Consider the following 21381-nt stretch of genomic DNA (forward strand, 5'->3'; position numbering starts at 1 on the left):
TGAGCTTTAAGAGACTTCATTTTTAAGTAAATTTGTTACTGTAACACTCCAATAAAGCTATGTCTAAAATCACTGCTCAAGAAGCTTCCCAAATCGCTCAAAAACATTTTAAAATAACTGCTGAAGCTATTAAGCTAGATGGTTATGAGGATGAAAATTTTCTGTTAGAGACAAATACAGAAGAGAAGTATCTTTTAAAAATTTCTTCTGAAGAAAACAATGCGTTACTAAATTTTCAGAATGAAATATTAAGCCACCTTTCAACCAAAAACCTAACTTTTAAAACTTCAAAAGTTCTTAATTCTGAAGATGGCAATTCCCTTGTAACACTTTCCAATGGCAAAACCGCACGATTACTCTCTTGGGTTCCTGGCCGTATTTGGGCGGATGTAAATCCTAAAACTGAACGCTTAAGAACTAATTTAGGTGAAGCAGCAGGAAGTTTAACCAACGCTTTACAGGACTTCAAAAACACTTCAGCTAATAGAAGATTAGAATGGGATTTAGCGAATTCAGATTGGACAAACAACCATATTAATCGTTTCAATGGAGAAGAAAAAGATGCGATTCAACACTTTCAAACTAGGTTTTTAGAGATTCAGCCTATTTATAAAAATCTCCCGAAGAGCATTATACACAATGATATAAACGATTACAACATCTTGGTAACTTCTGATTTAGTAGAACCAAAAATTTCAGGGTTAATAGATTTTGGAGATTCAGTTTTTACTCAAACCGTAAATGATCTCGCCATAACTTTAGCCTATGCGATTACAGAAATTCCCGACCCGCTTTCTGCAGCTTTAGACATAGTGAAAGCTTATAACAAAAACTATAGCTTTTCTGAAGACGAATTAAAATGTCTTCATACTTTGGTTGGAATGCGTTTGGCTACAACACTTACCAATGCCTCCATTAAAAAAGAAGAATTTCCAGACGATGAATACTATGTTATAAGCGAAAAACCTGCTCAGAATTTACTGCTAAAATGGTTTAAAATAAATGAGAGTTTTGCATATCATTCTTTCCGAAATGCTTGTGGATACTCAGCACATCCATTAGAAGAAAAGTTTGAAATTTGGGCGAAAAGCAATCAAATTTCCTTGAAAACTATATTTCCCACTGTCACTTCAGAAAAAATCGTGAACTTAGATATGAGTGTTGGCAGCACTTTATTAGGAAATATTTCAGAATACAACGATCCTGAAGTTTCAGAATTTAAACTAAAACAATTTCAGAAACACTACCCAAAAACCATACTCTTAAATGGCTATTTAGAAACTCGACCTTTCTACACAACCGACGCTTTTAAAAGTGAAGGTAATAACGGCCCTGAGTATCGCACCGTACATTTGGGAACTGATTTCTGGGTGCCGGCAGAAACACCAGTTCACGCACCTTTTGACGCTATTGTAAAAGTAATCCACCACAATAATTACGATAAGGATTATGGCCCTATGATAATCTTAGAACACAGTTTTGAAGGGGATTCATTTTACACACTTTATGGACATTTAACGCTGAGTTCTCTTGATATTTTAAAACCTGGACAAGCTGTAAAACAAGGTGATCTTATAGCCTATATCGGATCTCCAAGTGAAAATGGAAACTGGGCGCCACACTTACATTTTCAAATTATTTTGGATCTTTTAGGGAATAATGAAAACTTCAACGGCGTTGCGTTACCAGCAAAAGTTGATGTTTGGAAAAGCATTTGCCCTAATCCGAATCTGATATTTAAAGAAGAACTTGAGAATTTAGAGCAAGAGCTTTCAGAAGAAAGTATGATTGAATTCAGAAAAGATCACCTTGGGAAAAGTTTGAGTCTTTCGTATGAAAAACCTTTGCATATTGTACGCGGTGAAGGCGTTTATTTGATAGATATTGAAGGAAGAAAATATCTAGACACCGTAAACAATGTAAACCACGTTGGACATCAGCATCCAAAAGTAGTTTCGGCGGGGCAAAGACAAATGGCCGTTTTAAACACAAACACCCGCTATCTACACAGAGAAATTATAGCTTATGCTGAAGCACTGCTGAAAAAGCTTCCAGAACATCTATCGGTGATTCACATTGTAAATTCTGGTAGCGAAGCTAATGAACTTGCTCTGCGAATGGCGAAAACGGTAACTGGCAATAAAGATATTTTAGCTATTGAAGTTGGATACCACGGAAATACTAATGCCGTGATGGATGTGAGTTCTTATAAGTTTGAAGGTAAAGGTGGTTTCCCAAAACCTGAGACGACGCATATTTTACCACTGCCTGATTCATACCGCGGGAAATATTCTGGAGATAACTGCGGTGTAGATTATGCCCAACACGCCAAGGAAATTATTGAAACTTTAAAAGCAGAAGGGAAAGAAATTGCAGGGTTTATTGGGGAAACACTTATAAGTTGTGGCGGACAAGTTGTTCCTCCTAAAGATTATTTCAAAGAAGTTTACAAACACGTTCACGAAGCTGGTGGTATTTGCATAGCCGATGAAGTACAAACAGGTTTTGGACGAATGGGAAAAACCTTTTGGGCATTTGAGCTTTACGATGTTAAACCAGATATCGTTACCATGGGAAAACCTGCAGGAAATGGGCATCCATTAGCAGTTGTGGCTTGTACAAAAGAAGTTGCAGAAAAATTTAATACAGGTATGGAATACTTCAACACCTTTGGTGGTAATCCTGTTTCTTGCGCCATTGGTCGCACTGTTTTAGAAATTATCGAAGACGAAAACCTTCAACAAAATGCTTTGGAAGTTGGTGGATTTTTAAAAGCTGAATTAAAAAGATTACAGAAACAATTTCCAATAATTGGCGATGTGCGCGGAGAAGGACTGTTTTTAGGCTTCGAATTAAATGATTCACATAAAAACCCGTTGCCTGACCATGCTTCTTATTTGGCAAATAGAATGAAACAATTTGGGATTTTGATGAGTATTGATGGCCCAGACCACAATGTTTTAAAAATAAAACCGCCAATTGTTTTTAGTAAAAAGAATGCAGAAGAGCTTATTTTTAGACTAAATACTGTTTTTGGTGAAGATTATATGTCCTTCGGCTACGCTCAGAAACCATTGAAATTTTAATAAAGGAACTCTTTGTCAAAACCCTCGATTATGAAAAAAATACTTTTACTTTTCTGCTTAATTACAACGCTAACTGCTGTTTCCCAAACAGAAGTTTCTGATAAAGAAGCAATTCTTTCGGTATTAAAATCACAAGAAAAAGCTTGGAATCAATTCGACTTAGAAGGATATATGCAAGGCTATTGGAAGAGTGATTCTTTGAAGTTTTACGGGAGTAGCGGCCTTACAAACGGGTGGCAAAAAACATTAAGCAACTACAAAAAGTCCTATCCTACGAAAGAACATACGGGAACCTTAAATTTTACAATCGATGCAATCACCAAAATTGAAGAAAACTCCTATCACGTGATGGGGCAATACCATTTGGTTCGAAAAATGGGCAATGCAAATGGTGTTTTCTTAATTATCTTCAAAAAGATTGATGGCGAGTGGAGAATTATAGCCGATATGAGTTGTTAACTTCCCTTTATTCGCTCCCAGAGATCCGAAAGAAGTCTTTTGGCTTCACTCCTATCTTTTGGCTCTTCACTAACAATAACCTTATCACCTACCTTATCTAAACGAAAACTAAAGGCGAATTTCCCAACACTCTGATCTACACTCATCATTCCAAAACGAAGATCGTTAAGGTAAATTCCGTCTTCTTTTTCAGAAACAGTATACCAACCTTGGGTGATTTTGATAAGTTGTTTTACCTTGTCTTCATTGGCTAAATCGCCAAGTGCTTCATGGTTTTTGGGATGGGGGAAAAACTGAATTGGTTTAGTGTCGAAAAAAGAGTAATCGCCAATTAAAAAAGCATCTTCAGTTTCCACATTTGCAGTCCATAGAATTGTATTAAACGGGCTAGGCTTCGTTTGCAATTCTACGTAATCAATATTTTGATCTTGTAATGCGTTTTCAAACTTCAGGTATGTAATTCCTTTTAGGATTATAGTAATTACCATATAACTACTACTCACAATTAATCCTAGGTTATTAAACTTTTGTCTTTTAATACTTCCTCTTTTCTGAAGCATTGCCAAAATCAAAAATATTAGAAATGGCAAGGTATAGAGTGGGTCTATTACAAATATGTTTTTAAATGCCAATCGGATATCAAATGGCCAAAAAAGTTGGGTTCCCCAAGTAGTATGTGCATCTAACAAGGGATGAGTAACAAAACACATAAACCAGAATAAAAACCATTCTTTTAATCTGGCTCGTTTGTCCCATTTTGTACACATCCAGGCGAAAAACAATCCAAAAGCAATGGAAAAAATAATTGAGTGTGTAAACCCTCGGTGGATTTCTAAAGCATTAACTGTATCGGTAAAATGACTTGAAAGCACGTCTAAATCGGGAATTGTACCTGCAATTGCACCCAAAGCCATAGCTTTGTTTCCAATCTTTTTTCCTAAAACTGCTTCACCTACTGCGGCTCCTAAAACTATCTGTGTAACTGAATCCATTATAAAAAAACTAATCTACTATCTCCATTTTCTTCAACAAAAATGAAGCATTCATATTTTGACAAATTCCAGGTTTAAAAGTATAATCGAAAAAGAGTTCGTCGTTTTCTATGCGAGCATCGAAGAAGTAATTTTTTACTTCCGGCAATTCATCTGCTGCAGCACACAAACTTAAATCGTGAGTTGCTATAATTCCTGTAGAATTACTCGCTACAAGTTTTTCAACAAACTTTCGAGAGCCAATAGCTTTATCTGTACTGTTTGTCCCTTTTAAAATCTCGTCTAAAATGATAAAATAACGGTCGGTTTTAATTTTATCGACTATAAATTTTAAACGTTTTAACTCACTAAAGAAATACGATTCATCATCTGTTAAACTATCGGTAGTTCGCATACTTGTGATGAGTTTTATTGGATTGTATTCAGCTTTTTCAGCAGAAACAGGCAATCCCATATTTCCCAGTACTATTTGAAGCGAAACCGTTCTTAGAAACGTACTTTTCCCAGCCATATTTGCTCCTGTCACAATAAAAAATTCTTCTGAATTTATTAAAATGTCATTTCGAACCATAACCGATTCATCAAGTAATGGATGTCCAGCACCTTTTACTTTTAAAACGGGAACCCTATCGTTAATTTCAGGGAAAACATAATGAGGATGATTAAACGCGAAGTTCCCTAAACTGTTATAAGCATCGAAGAACGTGATAACCTCAAACCAAGCCGGAACACTCGCTTTATGTGCTTTAATCCACTCTTCAATATAATAACATTGGCGAAGGTTGCGAAGTGTAAATCCATTGATTATCGGCCCAAAAAGCATAATATTCCCTTGTTCTAAAACATCCAAATACCTGGAAAATTTTTTCAAGGTGGTTGAAGCTTTAGTATCGGCCTCAATTACAGAATTACGTTTTTTAGAGAGTATTTCTGAAGTAAACTCTTCATCTTCTATCTCTAAAATCAGTTTATGAAATTGGTCGAAAATGCTTTGTAGTTTGGAAGTACGAGATGATAGTTCATTTATTTTTTTCCCATAAATACCAGTAAGCACAAAACCCAATAAAAACCATCCAGCAGTAGCATAACCCGAAAGTAAATCGAGGTAATTTAAAACAAACAACCCAACAGAAACAATGGTGAAAACAAATGAAACTGGTTTAATCCACTTTGGTGCAAAAGTTTTATAATCTTTCAACCAACTTGTTACATCGGTTACTGAGGCTTCAGTTTTTACTAATGAAGCAATTGCCGAATAGCGCTGGCGCCACTCAGCCTTTTCAGCAATTTCTTGAATAGCATTCTGCTTTTCTGGAATGGAATTAATTTTGTTTTCTGTGAAAATTTCCGCTAGATAATCAGCCCCGCTATTAAGGGCGGTTCTATTTAAATATTGAAAGAAAGAGCCGCGTCCAAAAAGATCGATATCCTGACTGTAAAAATGGTTAGGATCCAAATACTTTTCTCCTGAAGGTAAATGATGAAAAGCTCTATTTAAAACTTCTAATTCAGTTTCATTTTCAGCAATCAAAGCTTTTCGTAGGTCTCTTTGATATTGTAGCCCACTGTGTTTGGTTACTAAAAAAATGAAAGTGAGAATAGCTATAAAAATTATTGCAATTATCACTTTTACATTTCCGAAGAAAAAATAAACTCCAAAACACGCTACTAAAAAAATTAGCAATCGAATACTGCTAGAAATAGCGAGTTTTCGTTTTAAGTTTTGCAACTCTTTGGTGTAGATTTCAATCTGTTGTTTATAAAATTCTGATGGTCTTTTCATTTTACATTTTTTAAACCTAAAAGCTCTTAAAGACGAGTTAGGTTTTGCAATTCAGCTTGAAGTTTTTTGGTAAGTCCTTTTACTACTAAATTATATGAATGATCAATTAACTCGATAATTAAATCCTGCGGCAAATTTCCTTCTATTTCCACAGTATTCCAATGTTTTTTGTTCATATGATATCCAGGAACAATTAATCCGTCGTATTCCTCCCGTAATTCAAGAGCACGTTCTGGGTCGCATTTTAAGTTTGCTGTAGTGGGATTTGAATCGATACCTGTTAGTGCAAACATCTTCCCCATAACTTTAAAAACAAGTGCTTTATCGTCGAAAGGAAAAGATTCTGTTACTCCTTTTTTAGAGATACAGTAATCTCTAAACTCTTCTATATTCATATAAGGAAGTTTTAAACCTATCAGGCATGGAGTTTTAAATACTTAATTTTCGAGCTTAGGTTTATCTTCCAAGGCATAAAGCGCAGAATAATCCAATTTCCAGTTAATAGTTTCTACCAAAGTTTCCATAAGCTGAATTGTTTCTAAAGCTTGCTTAGAAGCTTGGTTGAATAAATCCGTTTCAGGGATTTTATCTACTATATGCTTTTTAGCTTCTTGATTTATTTCGGTTAAATCACTAGCTGTAAAAGGATTTGCCCAACCTTCGCGTTTATCATAATATTTAAAATCGGTTTCAATAGTCAATAATTCTGGCTGCGGAAAATTTGTTAAAATAATGGTTTTCTTCTCTGTATCAGCTTTCATTTTCACTTTAGTTAAATCAAAACCAATGTGTGCTTTTGCTTCTATTAGAACCAAAGCTTTCTTTTTACCTAATAATAGATTCACCCACTTGTCTTTTACATTCTCATAGTAGAATATTTCAGAGAAATCGCCTTCAATTGTGATGAATTTACACACACTGCGAATTTTTTCCATTAGGATCACAGACTGAGTATCTACCTTCTCACGTTTTCGTTCGCCACTAAAACGCGAAAACAGAAAGTATGCTAAAATGGCCCCAACGGCCAAACCGATAAAAAGATATTCCATATTATTTACCTATTTTCCCCAAATGAGTGTTTTTAAAATTGTCTGAATATTTCAATCCAGAACCAAAAATTCTATCCACAGCCGCGTGGGAGAACAAAATTACACCTATTAATATTAACAACGAATATTCGAAGTAAAAACCACACAATCCCATGGTTATTGAAATCGCTTTATTATGAAAAAGCTTATAAATAGTTGCCCGATTTTTGAATTTACTAAGTAAACAATTGCCCCTATATCGGGAGCTAAAATTAATATAGGAAACCACCACCAACTATAGTCAAGTAAGGAAAAAAGAAAAACACCCAAAATTAATTGCGTCAATTCCTCAATTTTCAACGTGGTTTTCATTAATTAAATAGTTTTATATAAAACGGGCTTACTTGGGGATGCATCATTATGAAAAGAAGCCATTTGTAAGTTGAGCAAATATTGTCCATCTACAATTGAATCTGGGACGTAAATAAGTTCTGTTATAGTGCAATCTTTACGTGGGTTTTCTGGGTAATTCCAAAATGCTTTGTGTGCCAAAAGTTTCCCTTCGTCCATTTCCTGATCTACAGATGGAAGATCTATTAATAAATGTTTTACCCCGATTTCTCTTAAAAAAAGTGCTGCTTTTTCTTCTAAAAACGGCCAATTAGTATTAGACCAATGCTTTGATTTTTTTTCTGAAGAATTTGGCAAGCTTCTAATTACTATAGCTTCAGGGGTTTTCCCATTTAAAGCTTGGCGAATTGTTTCTTGAAATATAATTTGATCTTCTCCAACTTCAGTTGTATTTACTGAAATGACTTCAGCTATAAAAAAGAAGGTTTTTAAAGCATCATTAACTGAGTAGAATTCTTCTGAAATATGCCCATAACTTTCGGTATGGGTACCGTGACCGTGCGGATTAAAATAAATGTTATTAAAATTAACCGAAGCTCCTTCAGAAACTTTTCCTACCCAGTCTTCCATTTGCACAGGTTCTATAGTAGGTTCGGTTAAGTACCAAGCTAGTGGATTTTCTTCATTGGCTTGTATAGGCAGTGAAATATCCAATGGCTTGGAGAGATCAACATTTATAGTTTGATTATTTATTTCAATAGTAGTTTTCATTATTTAAATTTCAAGTTTGCAAAACTCAATTCGGTCAAGGTTTTCTTAAGCTTTGAAATTACACAAAGCCAAAAAAAGAAATCTCACAGAATTTAATCAACTAAAGATACAATTTTTAAAACCTAATTGGTATTGACAATCTGTTTGGATTAAGAGTTTATATCCAAAACAAATCACTTGCAATTCCATCGCTCAAAAACTTCCCTTTTCTTGAAACTTTTAAGCTTTGGTTCTCTAAAATAAGTAGTTGGTTGTGTAAATGATCTTCGGCTTGTTTTAATAGATATTCAGCAAATTCTTTTCCATATTCACTTTCAACCTTAGGTAAGGAAACTCCTTTTTTGGTACGCAAGCCGGTCATTATATATTCATTATACCTATCTTCTTTTGAAAGATTTTCCATTTCAGAAGGGAGAATTTCTTCCGCTATACTTTTAATGTATTTCGTATTGTTGGCCACATTCCAGCTACGAGATTTTCCGTTATAGCTATGTGCTGAAGGACCAATTCCTAAATAGGGCTTTCCTTCCCAGTAGGCAGTATTGTTTTTAGAGTGAAATCCTTCTCTTCCAAAATTTGAAAACTCGTAATTATCAAATCCTGCCTTTTCTGTTTCATCTACTAAAATTTCGTAATGCTGCTTTGCCACTTCTTCATCTACAGCTGGGACTATTCCCTTATCGATAAACTTTTTTAGGGCAGTTCGCGGTTCTACCGTAAGAGCATAACACGACAAATGTGGCACATTGAGGTTTAGAGCAATATTTAAATTTTCAATCCAACGCTCATTAGACATTCCTGGAATTCCATAAATTAAATCGATACTGATATTCTCAAAATACTTTTGAGCTTCCTTAATGCAATCTAACGCTTCGGTAGCGTTATGGGCACGGTTCATTAGTTTAAGGTCCTCTTCAAAAAAGGATTGAATCCCTATGCTGAGACGGCTAATTCCGAGAGTTTTATAATTCTCAAAAATAGTTCTCGACTGCGCATGAACAGACAGCATATCATCAGGGTTTGCTTCTAGGGTGATTTCTGGGCTTTCAGAAACTTCGTAGTTTTTAGAAATCGTTTCAAAAATCTGCTCCAATTCCTCCGAAGAAAGTAAACTTGGAGTTCCACCACCAAAATAAATAGTTTCTACTATCCCCTGCACTTCATCTTTTCGAAGTATTAATTCTTGACAGAGCGCAGCAATTAGCTCTCCTTTTTTCTTCAAAGAAGTGGAAAAGTGAAAGTCGCAGTAATGGCAGGCTTGTTTACAAAATGGAATATGTATATATATGCCAAAACCTTTATTACTTATTACATCATTTTCTGAAATATTCTCCATATTTTAAAGGGGATTGCGACATTAAAAAGCTCAAAACTTCATAAGTCCTCAAAATTAGTTATTATTTTTACCGCAATAAGCATTCATAACTTTAATTTCAGAACCTCAACTCATTAAAAAACCTAAAATATGTCTCGAATTATTTTATTCATTTTTCTTTTATGTTCTATAGTTTCTTTTGGACAAACAGATGAAAAAATTATTCGAGTAGGCTATACTGGTTCCACTCCTTTTGTAATGCACAACCAAAAAGAAGAGGGAATTGTATTTGATATTTGGAAAGAGATAGCCTATGATCTTCAGCTGAAATACACATTTAAGGAGTTTCCCTCAACCGAAGAGGGTATTGCAGCGACTAAAAACAATGAAGTTGATATTCTAATTGGGCCAACAACCATTAATAAAGAACGAGCTGAAGAAGTATCATTTTCTCAACCGTATTACAATACCGAAATGGCAATTCTAGCACCCATTATTGAACAAACATTTTGGGATAAGGTAAGGCCTATTTTTTCCAAAACTTTTCTTTACGGTGTTCTAGGTTTATTATTGGTGCTTAGCGTAGTTGGATTTTTATTTTGGATAGTAGAAGGCAGAAAGTACAAGGAAGACTACGGGGATAAGTTTTATAAAGGTATTGGTTCTGGGGTATGGTTAGCGATTGTAACTATGACAACTGTTGGGTATGGCGATTATGCACCTCGTACTCCTGCAGGACGATTTGTAATGGGAGCTTGGATGATTATTTCATTGATTTTAGCTACTTCATTTGTTGCGGGAATTGCAACTACCCTATCCCTTACAACTGTTCAGCAAGATAAAACCATAACTAGCATACAGCATTTAGAAGGCAAAAAGGTAGCCGTACCGAATTATAAAAAAATAATGGACAGAGTTAGTAATGTAGATGGTACTCCTATAGCCGTGCATTCCGTTTCTGAAGGATATGAAATGTTGCTAAACAAAAAGGTTGATGCGTTAATTTATGATCAAATTCCTCTAGAATATATCTTTCAACTGAAAGATAAGGATGAGTACATCTTAAGTATGAAGAAAATTGAACCTCAATATTATGGTTTTATATTCCCTATTGAAAGCGATTTAAAAAGAAAAGTAGATCTCGAAATCATCAAACTTCAAGAGAATAAAGAAATTGAAAATATTGTTCAGGATTGGATTTCTAGAAATTGATATTACTGAAGAGTAACCTTCGAATCTTATAGGAAATCGGGGGTGACTTAGAAAGTTTTAAGTTGAGCTGAAATAGTTAAGTATTAATAAAAGCATAGTAAAAGTTACTTCACTGCTACTTTACTCTGTCTTCATTCTGTTTTACAAAAGCAGCCCAACCTGAGTAACTTTTTCCTACTTCAACTCTCCCAGAGTTGTAAAAATGACAAACTGCAGCTGCGAGTCCGTCGGTACTATCTAGATTTTTTGGAAGTTCCTTTAAACCTAAAAGACTTTGAAGCATTTTAGCTACTTGCTCTTTACTAGCATTTCCGTTTCCGGTAATTGCCATTTTTATCTTTTTAGGGGAATACTCGGTAATGGGAATTTGTCTTGAAAGTCCTGCAGCCATTGCTACACCTTGAGCTCTACCTAATTTCAACATAGACTGTACGTTCTTTCCAAAGAAGGGCGCTTCAATAGCAATCTCGTCTGGGTGATGCGTTTCTATAAGTTCGATAGTGCGTTCAAAAATCAATCTTAGTTTTACATAGTGGTCGTCGTATTTCTTTAATTGGAGTTCATTAAGTTGAATAAATTCCATTTTTTTACCCACAACCTTTATAAGTCCAAACCCCATAATGGTAGTTCCTGGATCAATTCCTAAAATTATTTTTTCTGTTTGCATTTGTTAGATTCCGAAAATCTTAATCCTAACCTTTATGAGGATGACTTTCTATATTTATATATATTTAGAAACGAATAAGCTCTCTCCCAAAACGAGACAAATAAATTCATTTTGTATTTTAGCCTAATGACTACTGCATCCTACAAAGCTAAACAATATCTGCTTGCTTCAGCAAAAGCTTTGATCTTGGTTATTACCTTTGGATATATTTTTTACAAACTAAAGAACAACCCTACAGTAGATCTCGTTGATTTTATTTCTTTAATTCAGCAGAAAGGAAGCAGCTCGATATATTTTTTGAGCTTATTTCTAAGTTTGACAGCTGCAAACTGGTTTTTTGAAATCTTAAAATGGCAAACTTTAGTTTCAACATTAGAAGAGATGAATTTTAAAACAGCAATGAAACAAAGTCTAGCTTCACTAACAGTTTCACTAGCAACACCCAATAGAGTTGGGGAATACGGTGCTAAAGCTTTGTTTTTTGAAAGGTCAAAAAGAAAAAAAATACTCTTTTTAAACTTCTTGTCAGGAACCGCACAAATGTTGGCAACGGTGATTTTTGGGGTGATTGGTTTATTTTATTTCCTTCGGAATTTTAAGATCGACTATTCTATTGTCTCATTTCTGTATTTTGGAATAGGACTCATTACATTTTTATCTATTGCCTATTATTTTAATAAAAAGAAACAGAAAAATAAGGACTTAACCAATTCTAAGGCAATCCGGTTTTTCAAAAAAATCCCGTTTCATATCAAACTGAAAACTATAGTTTTTTCAATTTTTCGATATGTTATTTTCAGTGGGATGTTTTATTGTTTACTGCTTTTTTTTGGCGCTGACATTGCGTTTATAGAAGCAATATTGCTAATATTTTCTATGTATTTACTAGTTTCTATCCTACCGACACTTTTTATTTTCGATGTGGTTATTCGCGGCGGTGTAGCAGTATGGTTGTTTTCATTTGCTGGAATTTCAGAATTGGTAATTCTTCCAACAGTACTGGCGATGTGGTTTTTTAATTTTGTGCTGCCTTCACTATTGGGAAGCTTTTATATAGTTACCTATCAACCTTCAACCCGATGATTTGGGGCCTAATAATTTTATTTGTTTGCTATTTCATTTGCATGATAGCCTTGAGAATTGGTTTTAATAAAATTGAAACTTTTTCTGAAAAGAAAGGCATTCCAAAAACTGGTTTTAGTGTTGTTGTGCCATTTAGAAATGAAGCGGAAAACCTAGTTGACATGCTGAATTCTATAGAAAAGCTCAATTACCCTTCAACACTTTTTGAAATCATATTTGTAAACGATGCTTCAGAAGATTCCTCCGAAGCGATTATTCAAAAAGCTATACAGGAAAGTGAATTTGATATTATACTTATTCAAAATAAATGCGTTTCAAATTCCCCTAAAAAAGACGCGATTACGCATGCTATAGAAGTTTCTAAATTTGAATGGATTGTTACTACCGATGCAGATTGTGAGTTGCCGAAAAACTGGTTAAAATCTCTTGATACTTTTATACAAGAAACCAAGCCAGTAATGGTATGCGCACCCGTAAAATACAAATCGGATGGGCAACTTATCCAAGTTTATCAGCAATTAGATGGATTGAGTTTACAAGTTGTTACAATTGGAAGTTTTGGAATTAAAAATCCATTGTTGAGCAACGGAGCTAATCTTGCGTATTCTAAAACTGCTTTTGCCCAAGTAAGTGGATTTTCAGGAAACGACCATATTGCTAGTGGAGATGATGTATTTTTATTAGAAAAGATGAAAAGAGCATTTCCAGAACAAATTCTCTTTTTGAAATCGAAAGCTAGTATTGTACTTACAAAACCTCAACAAACTTGGGAAGGTATAATAAATCAGCGTGTGCGCTGGGCTTCAAAGACTTCTAAACAAGGAAACTTGACCTCAACATTTTTGGGGTTGTTGGTTGTTAGTGTAAATGTTTTGATTTTAGCCATACCGTTTTTAATGGTTTATAACACTGAAGAAATTGATGTTTATCTAATATTAATTTTCTTGAAAATTGCTACAGATTTTCTTGTCATTCACCAAACAGCGCAGTTTTTTAATGTTAAGCTTTCATTTTGGAAGTTAATTCCGCAAGTATTTATTTATGCATTAGTGACGACTATTGTAGTTATTAAAAGTTTAAAAGGAAGTTACTCTTGGAAGGGACGAGCGTTTTAAAATTAGTTTACGAGGGATATAAACTACTCTAGACTGCGCTCGATTAGGACACAGAAGAAGGTCTTTGATTTGGATAATTAAGCAGGAAGTATTGACAAAACAACAGCGATTCACCTAAAACCTCTAATTATCGAAAATTTTAAGACAAAATTTAAATTATCAATATATTCTATACCTTAGCATTATTAAAACTTTCAGGTATGAAATCGTTTGCTACAATTTTCATTTTATTTTTTCTCATTTCTACACCATCACTAATCGCCCAACAAAATTATAATGTTGACGGCCAAACCTACACTTTAAAAACTGAGGTTGAAGGTCCCTTGACTTTACTTTGGAACACTTTAGATGGAAATTACAGGTATTTTTTAAAGCAAAATGTAGAAGTGGTTGAACTGAAAAACACTAAAGAAGATGGTAATTATCAAGAAGAATACAAAGTTGTTTTAGCAGAAAAAACTAAAGGAAGTGGAATAGATACCGAAAGTTTAAAGTTTAACTTATCAAGCCTCCACAACTATTTTGTGGAATACAATCAAAAAATTGATCCAAATTTTACAGATGAAAAGACAAATACCAATATACAGTTAAGACTTGGAGGTTTTGCCGGAGTTTCAAACAGTGTTTTTACAAATAACATAAACGACGCCCTTCATCCTGTGGTAGGTGTTGATTTTGAAATATTTGAAGAAGTGAAATTAAAAAGACACGCATTAGTCTTCCGATTCAAGCAAACTTTTGAAAGTAGCGATCACAAATACTCAGCTTCTCAACTTTCATTAAATTACCGATTTAAGTTTGTAAAAACTTCAAAGTTTGACGCCTTTGTGAATTGTAAACTAGCTTCATTTACTTATTCTACCAAAGAAATAACTTATGTAATAGAAACTAATCCACCGATGATTATAAACGAAACAAATTCTGGAAGCGATTTTAACGCTCCTATTACCTTTGGCATTGGTGCAGACTACAAAGTTGGGAAGAACTATATTACATTTAACTACAACGATATAGTAGGACTAAACGTAGAAAATAACGGAAACTTTCCAATAGACTTTACTGTTGGGTATAAGTTTAGTTTGTAATTAATTAGTTTTAATAATTACAGGTAAGGTAAATTGAGTTCTTACAGGAATACCTCTTTTAAAGGCAGGGGCAACGGGACGTAGTGAATCGACACTTTCTAATATCCAAGTTTCTAATTTTGGAAATTCGCGTTGAAGTAAAGAGTCCATTTTAATATTTACAATAGTAAGTTCTCCAGCACTACTCACTTGGAAATTAACACGCACCGTATCATAAATATCCCGAGAAGCAATAATTCCTTCGTGATTTATAGACTTATATAATTGCGAGCTTATAGTATTTATAAAACAGTCTTTTTGCTCCGGCTTCTCCAACTCATTTTCACAGTTAGAGAAAGAAGGATAACGATCGACATCTTTCCAATCTATTGTTTTAATTTCTTCTTTAAATATAGATTCTGAAGAAACCTTTTCAGTCTCAAAAAACTGGCATGAGGCAACCGTTAGAAGAAGAAAAATTAAAAGAAAGCTGTGTTTCATTTGTCTTTACTATTTCTTTTTAAAAGGACAAATGGAACATCCAAATAGACATATTGCTATATTTTATAAATAAATAATGGATGTTCCATTTCAAAGAAAATTCAACTTGAAAAGTACAAATTTACTGAAACATAAAGGATTAATTTTTAAAGTAGTTATGGAATGTCTATAAATTAACTTCGCGCTCCTATCAATAGGTATAAAATTGGTAAAAAAAACTGACAGGTCATCGAGACCTGTCAGGTTTATTATGATTGTAAAATTTATTCTAAACTTCAATAACTATAGTAAGAAGGATTGTTGCCTTATGCTAGCCTCCTTGCATCTAGTGTTGAGAAGTTCAGTCTGTTTCAAAATGAATTTTCTTTTTCAAGTCACTTACTCTCTGTTTTCCTAGATTACGCATTATACCTTTCTCGCCAAATTGATTTAGGTAATTTTCATAATACTTTAAAACCGTCTTTTTATCCTTAAAATAATTATCTGCAGCTACAGCTAAATTATATAAAGCCATTTCATTATTCGGATTATTTGCCAACGCTTTTTTAAGTGCCGCCATCTCGTTTTTATAATCCCCTTTACGTTTATAAATGGTTGCCAACTCCAAATATTCATTAGATAAAGGAGTTTCCAACAAACCAATAGCAATATTTAAATGTTTCTTTGCTTTTTCTATTTCTTTCATTGCTCTATACAGAATCGCAACTTCGTGATGCCATTTTGGGTTTTGGTCGTCATATTTCTCAAATAAAACACCATATTGTTCTAAAGCCTTTTCAAACTGCATTGTTTTAGTATAAGCCTCGGCTAGATTTTCATGTAAAGAAATATAACTATCTCCATTCGAAGTCAAAATTGAATAGGTGTCAATTGCTTTGTGGTACTCTTTGGTATGAAACTCTTTTAAGGCTCGTAACGTAAGAAACCTAGAACTGTTTTGATCTACTAACAATCCATTCTCAATAAAAGGAACTGCCGCTTCGAACTTTCTATTCTCAACATAATTCCTCGCAATTTTATAACTGGCGTTGACATTACCTTCATCCATGGAATAAGCTTGCAGAAATAAATCAATTGCTGTCGAATCCTTTTGAAACTCTTTCACGAGACCTCTTTCATATATAAAATTTGGGTTGTTTGGAAAACGAGAATTTAAGTTTTGAAGGATACTATCGGCTAGTTTAAAATTTGAAATCTTTACTAACATTTTAGCATATTCAAATTCGGTTATGAGGTTGGAGTTGTTTTTCGTAATTGCCTTTTTATAATAGCGTTCTGCACTGCTATAGCTTCCTATCTTTTCATAGCAATTAGCGACTTCCGAAAATCGATTTGCTTTGAGAAAGTATGGAATTGCCTTATTGTATTCTCCAATTGTAAAAAGACTGTCTCCTTTTTTTGAAACTGTTAAAGTCGAAACAGATTGCGCTTCGGCTTTAAAAAATAGTACTATAAAAATGAGAATTAGGCTGTTTTCCATTTGGCTGAATTTTAAAAAGGCCCCAAAGGTTTTTGAAACCTTTGGGGCCTAGGTATTGCTTTTTATTCCACAACATCAAAAACAATAGGCAAGGAATACAAAACGCCAACTTTTTCACCTTTCTGCTCGCCAGGCTTCATTTGTGGCAGTAAATTTACTACACGCATAGCTTCCGCCTCTAATTCTGGATGTTTTGCTCGAGCGCGAACATCAGTTACATTTCCAGTTTTATCAATTTTAAATTGAACAGCAATCCGTTGTCTTCCTGAAATATTCAAATCATTGGCAATACTCGTATTGAAATTCGAATTTATCGATTCTGCTATTTTGGTGGACATACATTTCCTCATGGTTTCATTATCACCAGAACAACCCGGATAGGCCGGCACTTGGTCGATAACGGAATAAGGGACATCTGTACCATTCTCGCCCTTCGTATCGTCTAAATATTCACTCACCGAAGTATAAACCTTATCACCTGGCTGCGCTTCCGTTGTTAGGAGTTTTAGAGCTTTTTCTTCTTCGGCAGTCATATCACCTTTTTTCATAATGGCCTCGGCAAGTTCATTAATTTTGGTCATAACTTCAGAATCAGATTGAGAAGTAGATTGTATCTCTTCTGGCTTAGGTTCATTGCTACATGATGTGTAAAACAACATGCTAAAGATTATGGGCAACAGCAGTAAATACTTTACCTGCGCTCCTTTTTGTGATTTTGATTTTTGCAACATAATGATTCGTTTTTTGATTAATGACTGCTTGAAAAATGTATTGACAAATGAAATTTGCTCGGTTTGAAATACTTCGGAAAGAAGGTTTTGATAGTATTGTTTTTTGTCTTTATTACGCGTTATTTCAGAATCGGCTATGTACTCGTGAAGCGTGGCGATTCTATTTTGGAACATATAAACCAGTGGATTAAACCAAAAAACGATGCGAAGTAGTTCAAAATACAGCAAATCATAAGAATGTTTTTGCTGAATGTGAACTTTTTCATGTGCAATGATGCTGGCTTTGTTTTCTTCGGAAACAATTTCTCCTAGATAAATTGTGCTGAAAAATGAAAAAGTAAGATCGGTTTTGGGAAGAAGTATCAATCTCGTTCCTTTAAAGTTCTTCTTTTTTCCTGAAACGCGCAGCTTAGCTATTTTTAAAAGATTAAAGCTGAAAATAAAGGAGGTGAATAAAACGCCTATAAAATAAAGGCTACTTAATGTTGACATCCAAAATGTTGCGTTACTCCCGGCTTCCGAAGCAGTGTTTCCAAGAATTACGGCAGGTAATTGAACAACGTACTCCTGAGGAATATTCTCCTGAAGAAAATCCAAACTCACAAAGGGTAAAATAATACTCAAGGTTGGGGTGAGTAATAGATACGCTCTATTCAAATTAAAAAAAGTTTCCTTTTTTAGAAAGAGATCATAAACTGCGAGGAACAGCAGTTGAAAAACGAGTATTTGTAGAATTGTATGTATCATTTTTCGGGTTTTTCTGAATTTATTTCCTTCATAATAGCTTCCATTTCCTGAATACTGACATCATTTTTCTTCATAAAAAAAGAGACCATGCTTTTAAAAGAGCCTTGAAAATAACCGTCCATCAACTTTTTCAAAGACTGATTGCTGTATTCCGATTTTTTAACTTTTGGAAAGTAAATATGTCCTCGCCCTTCCTTTCGGTAATCGACAAAATCCTTACTCTCCAATATTCTAACAATGGTAGAAACAGTATTATATGCAGGTTTAGGTTCTGGAAGTTCATCGATAATTGATGCAACATTTGCCTCTTTTAAATCCCACAAAATTTGCATTATATCTTCTTCTGCTTTTGTTAACTGTTTCATTAGTAAAGAATATGAGGTTTTTATTATCAATCAAATATAACTAAAAGATTAGTTTAAACTAAGTTTTTAGTTGTTAAAATTTAAAAATAAAAAAACCTGACAGGTTTTCGAGACGTGTCAGGTTTGCTAATTAGGTTATTACAACCAAGTAGTTTTTTCTTCGATAGTAGTTTTCCTAGTTCCTTCTGGCAGTTCATCGTCGAATTTTCCTAAATAGAACAAGCCTAGGCAACGTTCTCCCTCTTCCATAGCTACATGTTGATCCATACTATTTATCACACCTGGAGAAGACCAATACGCTCCTATTTTCATGCTATGAGCAGTAAGCCACATATTTTGAACTGCCATAGCAGTTGCAGCAATTTCTTCCCATTCAGGAATACTCTCTTTTTCGTCACGCTGCATGCAAATAGCGATAACGCAACCTGCTTTCACTGGGTTGTTTAAAAACTTATTATAAGTGAATTCTGAATATTTGGCTGCGGTTTCCTTGTAATATTCTGCCATAAATTTTCCGAGAGTAGCTTGAGATTCTCCGTGAAAAACTTTAAATCGCCATGGTTCAGTTCGTCTATGCGTAGGGGCCCAATTGGCAGCTTCCAAAATTGAAAGAATTTCCTCTTTTGTTATAGGTTGGGAATTGTACTGTGCAGGAAAAACTGCACGCCGATTTTTAATTATTTCTGATATCATTTATTATTTTTTGTGAAGGAAGATAACTAATGCCAAGTTGATAAAAAAATTTAGAATTTAATAAATTCAGTTTCTAATTTTTGCGCTTTTTCTTACCCTGCATTTTGGATCCTACTTTAGACATTGCACATCTAAACCCAATATCATCTCTAGACATATATTCTGGTAAGTATCTACGTTGAGCTGGGTCTAACCAATATTCTCGATCTCTCCATGAACCACCCTTGTAAACACGAGTTTGATTATCTATCAAAGTTCTCCTGTTGTTGTCTTTATCATATTCTGTATACACAGTTCCAATACTATCAATTAGAATATGGTGTCTTGGGGAATTATACATTGGACGTTGTGAGGATTCATCCTGAATTCTCTTAATTCTAGACAAAGAGTCACCATCTTTAAAATCTCGGTAATCACTCTGTGAAAAATTAAGGCGAAGATGAGTTTCCTCAATTCCAACAGGAACTTGAACTAATTCGCCTGGAAAATGCTTTGGAACCAAATTCCCATTAGGAAGCGTATCATATACAATAGAGTCTAATGGAATAACATTGTAAGTCCCATCGGCATTTCTAGATGGTTTTGTAAAAACATTCCCTCTGTAGTAATTAAAATCATTGTAATCTTTTTCAATAATTGGCCTATAAACATCAGCAACCCACTCCGAAACATTTCCAGCCATATCGTATAGTCCAAAATCATTGGCTGGGTAACTTTTTACGGGAGCAGTAATATCTGCATTATCATCACTCCAACCTGCAATTCCGCCATAATCACCTTGTCCTTGTTTAAAATTTGCCAGTTGATCTGCTTTATTCTTTCGTTTCCCTGAACGGGTATAACTACCATTCCAAGGATATTTTTTTCTACCTTTAAATGAATTGTATTCTCGAATGCCAACTAAACCTAAAGCTGCGTATTCCCATTCAGCTTCTGTAGGAAGTCTGTACGTTGGAAGCAATAAACCATCTTTGCGTTGTACAAATAACTGAGTACGCTCTGCACCCACTAAGGTACTATCATTACGAAGCTCTAATAATGCTTTAGATTTTTTACCTCCGTGAAGAATAGAGTCATTTCCACCATAGGTTAAGGTAGGCGCTGCAAAATAAGTTTCCGTATCAAAAGTTTCATCTCCCTTTATATGCAAACGCGCATCTTTAGGTATCATTCCAGCTTCTTCGAGTAATAGTTCATTAACTCTATTGGTTCGCCATTTACAGAAATTAACTGCTTGCAACCAATTCACCCCCACTACTGGATATTCAGAATAAGCTGGATGACGCAGATAGTTGTAAACCATATCTTCATTAAAACCAAGTGGATTTCGCCATACCATAGTATCGGGAACAGCGCTAGGGTAGATATTTTTATAAAGTTCGATACTCGGAGGGAAAACACGCTTTGTCCAATCCAAATATTCTAAATACATTAAGTTGGTAACTTCGGTTTCGTCCATGTAGAAAGACATCACGTGATGTTGAGTGGGTGTATTATTCCAATCGCCCATTGGATCGTCTTGTACTCGCCCCATTGTAAAAGTACCTCCTTCAATAAAAACTAGGCCTGGACCTGTTTCTTGCACATTTATTTTTCCCTTATAATTCTTAGAAAAGACTCCTTTTCCACCTATCATTTTCCAACCTGTGGCACGCGATCTATTTTTATAATCAGTATCAGTTGAACAGGAAACCAGTAAAGCCAAAAGAAAAACAAGTAACAATCGATACATTAGAATATTTGTTTTGTTAATGTGTGTAAGTGAATTTCTATAATCTTGGGGAACTACAATTTACATATTCGACTTTAATTTGACAAGTTATATAAAGAGGTAGTAAAAAAAATATTGACTTCAAATATTCCTATAATTCAAGATAAATTTTTCACTTGAAACCGTAGAAAGCTATGAAAACGAAAATGAAAGAGTATCTCTTTAAA

At 34.4% G+C, this 21381-nt stretch carries 19 protein-coding genes and 1 pseudogene; 6 read left to right on the forward strand and 14 right to left on the reverse strand.

The features are described from left to right. Positions 1-59 precede the first annotated feature (59 nt). Positions 60-3086 carry an aminotransferase class III-fold pyridoxal phosphate-dependent enzyme gene (locus FHP04_RS00305; protein WP_139853839.1) on the forward strand — a complete coding sequence of 1009 codons (3027 nt, stop codon included), beginning with the start codon at positions 60-62 and terminating at the stop codon, positions 3084-3086. Positions 3087-3116: 30 nt separating this feature from the next. Then, positions 3117-3545, forward strand: a complete 429-nt coding sequence (locus FHP04_RS00310) for a YybH family protein (RefSeq protein WP_139853840.1) — start codon at positions 3117-3119, stop codon at positions 3543-3545. On the opposite strand, the gene FHP04_RS00315 is transcribed toward FHP04_RS00310, so the two are convergent. The 7 genes and pseudogenes from FHP04_RS00315 to hemW form a co-directional block, all read right to left on the reverse strand. Continuing rightward, positions 3542-4537: a metal-dependent hydrolase gene (locus tag FHP04_RS00315; RefSeq protein WP_139853841.1), complete on the reverse strand. Its 996-nt coding sequence runs from the start codon at positions 4535-4537 to the stop codon at positions 3542-3544. The two genes, FHP04_RS00310 and FHP04_RS00315, sit on opposite strands and share 4 nt — an antisense overlap. Before the next feature lie 10 nt (positions 4538-4547). Next, positions 4548-6320, reverse strand: coding sequence for a MutS-related protein (locus FHP04_RS00320; RefSeq protein WP_139853842.1), 1773 nt, complete (start codon positions 6318-6320; stop codon positions 4548-4550). Positions 6321-6346: 26 nt separating this feature from the next. Continuing rightward, on the reverse strand, positions 6347-6715 hold the full coding sequence (locus tag FHP04_RS00325) for an MmcQ/YjbR family DNA-binding protein (RefSeq protein WP_139853843.1): 369 nt from the start codon (positions 6713-6715) through the stop codon (positions 6347-6349). Positions 6716-6757: 42 nt separating this feature from the next. After that, positions 6758-7369, reverse strand: a complete 612-nt coding sequence (locus FHP04_RS00330) for a DUF4230 domain-containing protein (protein ID WP_139853844.1) — start codon at positions 7367-7369, stop codon at positions 6758-6760. Between the two features lies 1 nt (position 7370). Then, positions 7371-7720, reverse strand: a pseudogene (locus FHP04_RS14815) (DUF4260 domain-containing protein). Between the two features lie 3 nt (positions 7721-7723). Further along, entirely contained in the window at positions 7724-8470 is a 747-nt protein-coding gene (locus FHP04_RS00340; protein ID WP_139853845.1) for a cyclase family protein, read from the reverse strand. Positions 8471-8627: 157 nt separating this feature from the next. After that, positions 8628-9806, reverse strand: a complete 1179-nt coding sequence (gene hemW, locus FHP04_RS00345; protein WP_139853846.1) for a radical SAM family heme chaperone HemW — start codon at positions 9804-9806, stop codon at positions 8628-8630. 129 nt (positions 9807-9935) lie between these two features. Between hemW and FHP04_RS00350 the strand changes: the two genes are divergently transcribed. Beyond that, positions 9936-10997, forward strand: a complete 1062-nt coding sequence (locus tag FHP04_RS00350) for a transporter substrate-binding domain-containing protein (protein WP_139853847.1) — start codon at positions 9936-9938, stop codon at positions 10995-10997. Between the two features lie 115 nt (positions 10998-11112). Here the strand turns inward: FHP04_RS00350 and ruvC are convergent, their stop codons facing one another. Continuing rightward, complete coding sequence (gene ruvC, locus FHP04_RS00355) at positions 11113-11664, reverse strand: crossover junction endodeoxyribonuclease RuvC (protein ID WP_139853848.1); 552 nt, start codon at positions 11662-11664, stop codon at positions 11113-11115. Between the two features lie 111 nt (positions 11665-11775). Here ruvC and FHP04_RS00360 point away from each other — a divergent pair, with 111 nt between their 5' ends. The 3 genes from FHP04_RS00360 (at position 11776) to FHP04_RS00370 (ending at position 14947) form a co-directional block, all read left to right on the forward strand. Further along, positions 11776-12747, forward strand: a complete 972-nt coding sequence (locus FHP04_RS00360) for a lysylphosphatidylglycerol synthase domain-containing protein (protein WP_139853849.1) — start codon at positions 11776-11778, stop codon at positions 12745-12747. Positions 12748-12788: 41 nt separating this feature from the next. Next, positions 12789-13862: a glycosyltransferase family 2 protein gene (locus tag FHP04_RS00365; protein WP_158319096.1), complete on the forward strand. Its 1074-nt coding sequence runs from the start codon at positions 12789-12791 to the stop codon at positions 13860-13862. 200 nt (positions 13863-14062) lie between these two features. Then, positions 14063-14947, forward strand: coding sequence for a hypothetical protein (locus FHP04_RS00370; RefSeq protein WP_139853851.1), 885 nt, complete (start codon positions 14063-14065; stop codon positions 14945-14947). Here FHP04_RS00370 and FHP04_RS00375 read toward each other — a convergent pair whose 3' ends face one another. From FHP04_RS00375 to gldJ, 6 genes are all read right to left on the reverse strand, one after another. Beyond that, positions 14948-15427, reverse strand: a complete 480-nt coding sequence (locus FHP04_RS00375) for a hypothetical protein (protein ID WP_139853852.1) — start codon at positions 15425-15427, stop codon at positions 14948-14950. It abuts the gene before it with no gap. 340 nt (positions 15428-15767) lie between these two features. Then, on the reverse strand, positions 15768-16907 hold the full coding sequence (locus FHP04_RS00380; RefSeq protein WP_139853853.1) for a tetratricopeptide repeat protein: 1140 nt from the start codon (positions 16905-16907) through the stop codon (positions 15768-15770). A gap of 62 nt (positions 16908-16969) precedes the next feature. Continuing rightward, positions 16970-18385, reverse strand: coding sequence for a M56 family metallopeptidase (locus tag FHP04_RS00385; RefSeq protein WP_139853854.1), 1416 nt, complete (start codon positions 18383-18385; stop codon positions 16970-16972). Beyond that, positions 18382-18750: a BlaI/MecI/CopY family transcriptional regulator gene (locus FHP04_RS00390; RefSeq protein ID WP_139853855.1), complete on the reverse strand. Its 369-nt coding sequence runs from the start codon at positions 18748-18750 to the stop codon at positions 18382-18384. Before FHP04_RS00390 ends, FHP04_RS00385 begins: the two co-directional genes overlap by 4 nt. A 138-nt stretch (positions 18751-18888) precedes the next feature. After that, a complete protein-coding gene (locus FHP04_RS00395) occupies positions 18889-19443 on the reverse strand; it encodes a nitroreductase family protein (protein WP_139853856.1) in 555 nt (184 codons plus the stop codon). A 73-nt stretch (positions 19444-19516) separates the two neighbouring features. Further along, positions 19517-21196 carry a gliding motility lipoprotein GldJ gene (gldJ, locus tag FHP04_RS00400; protein ID WP_139853857.1) on the reverse strand — a complete coding sequence of 560 codons (1680 nt, stop codon included), beginning with the start codon at positions 21194-21196 and terminating at the stop codon, positions 19517-19519. Positions 21197-21381: the final 185 nt, after the last annotated feature.

This window comes from Aequorivita sinensis (assembly GCF_006346335.1).
In the GTDB taxonomy this organism is placed as follows: domain Bacteria; phylum Bacteroidota; class Bacteroidia; order Flavobacteriales; family Flavobacteriaceae; genus Aequorivita; species Aequorivita sinensis.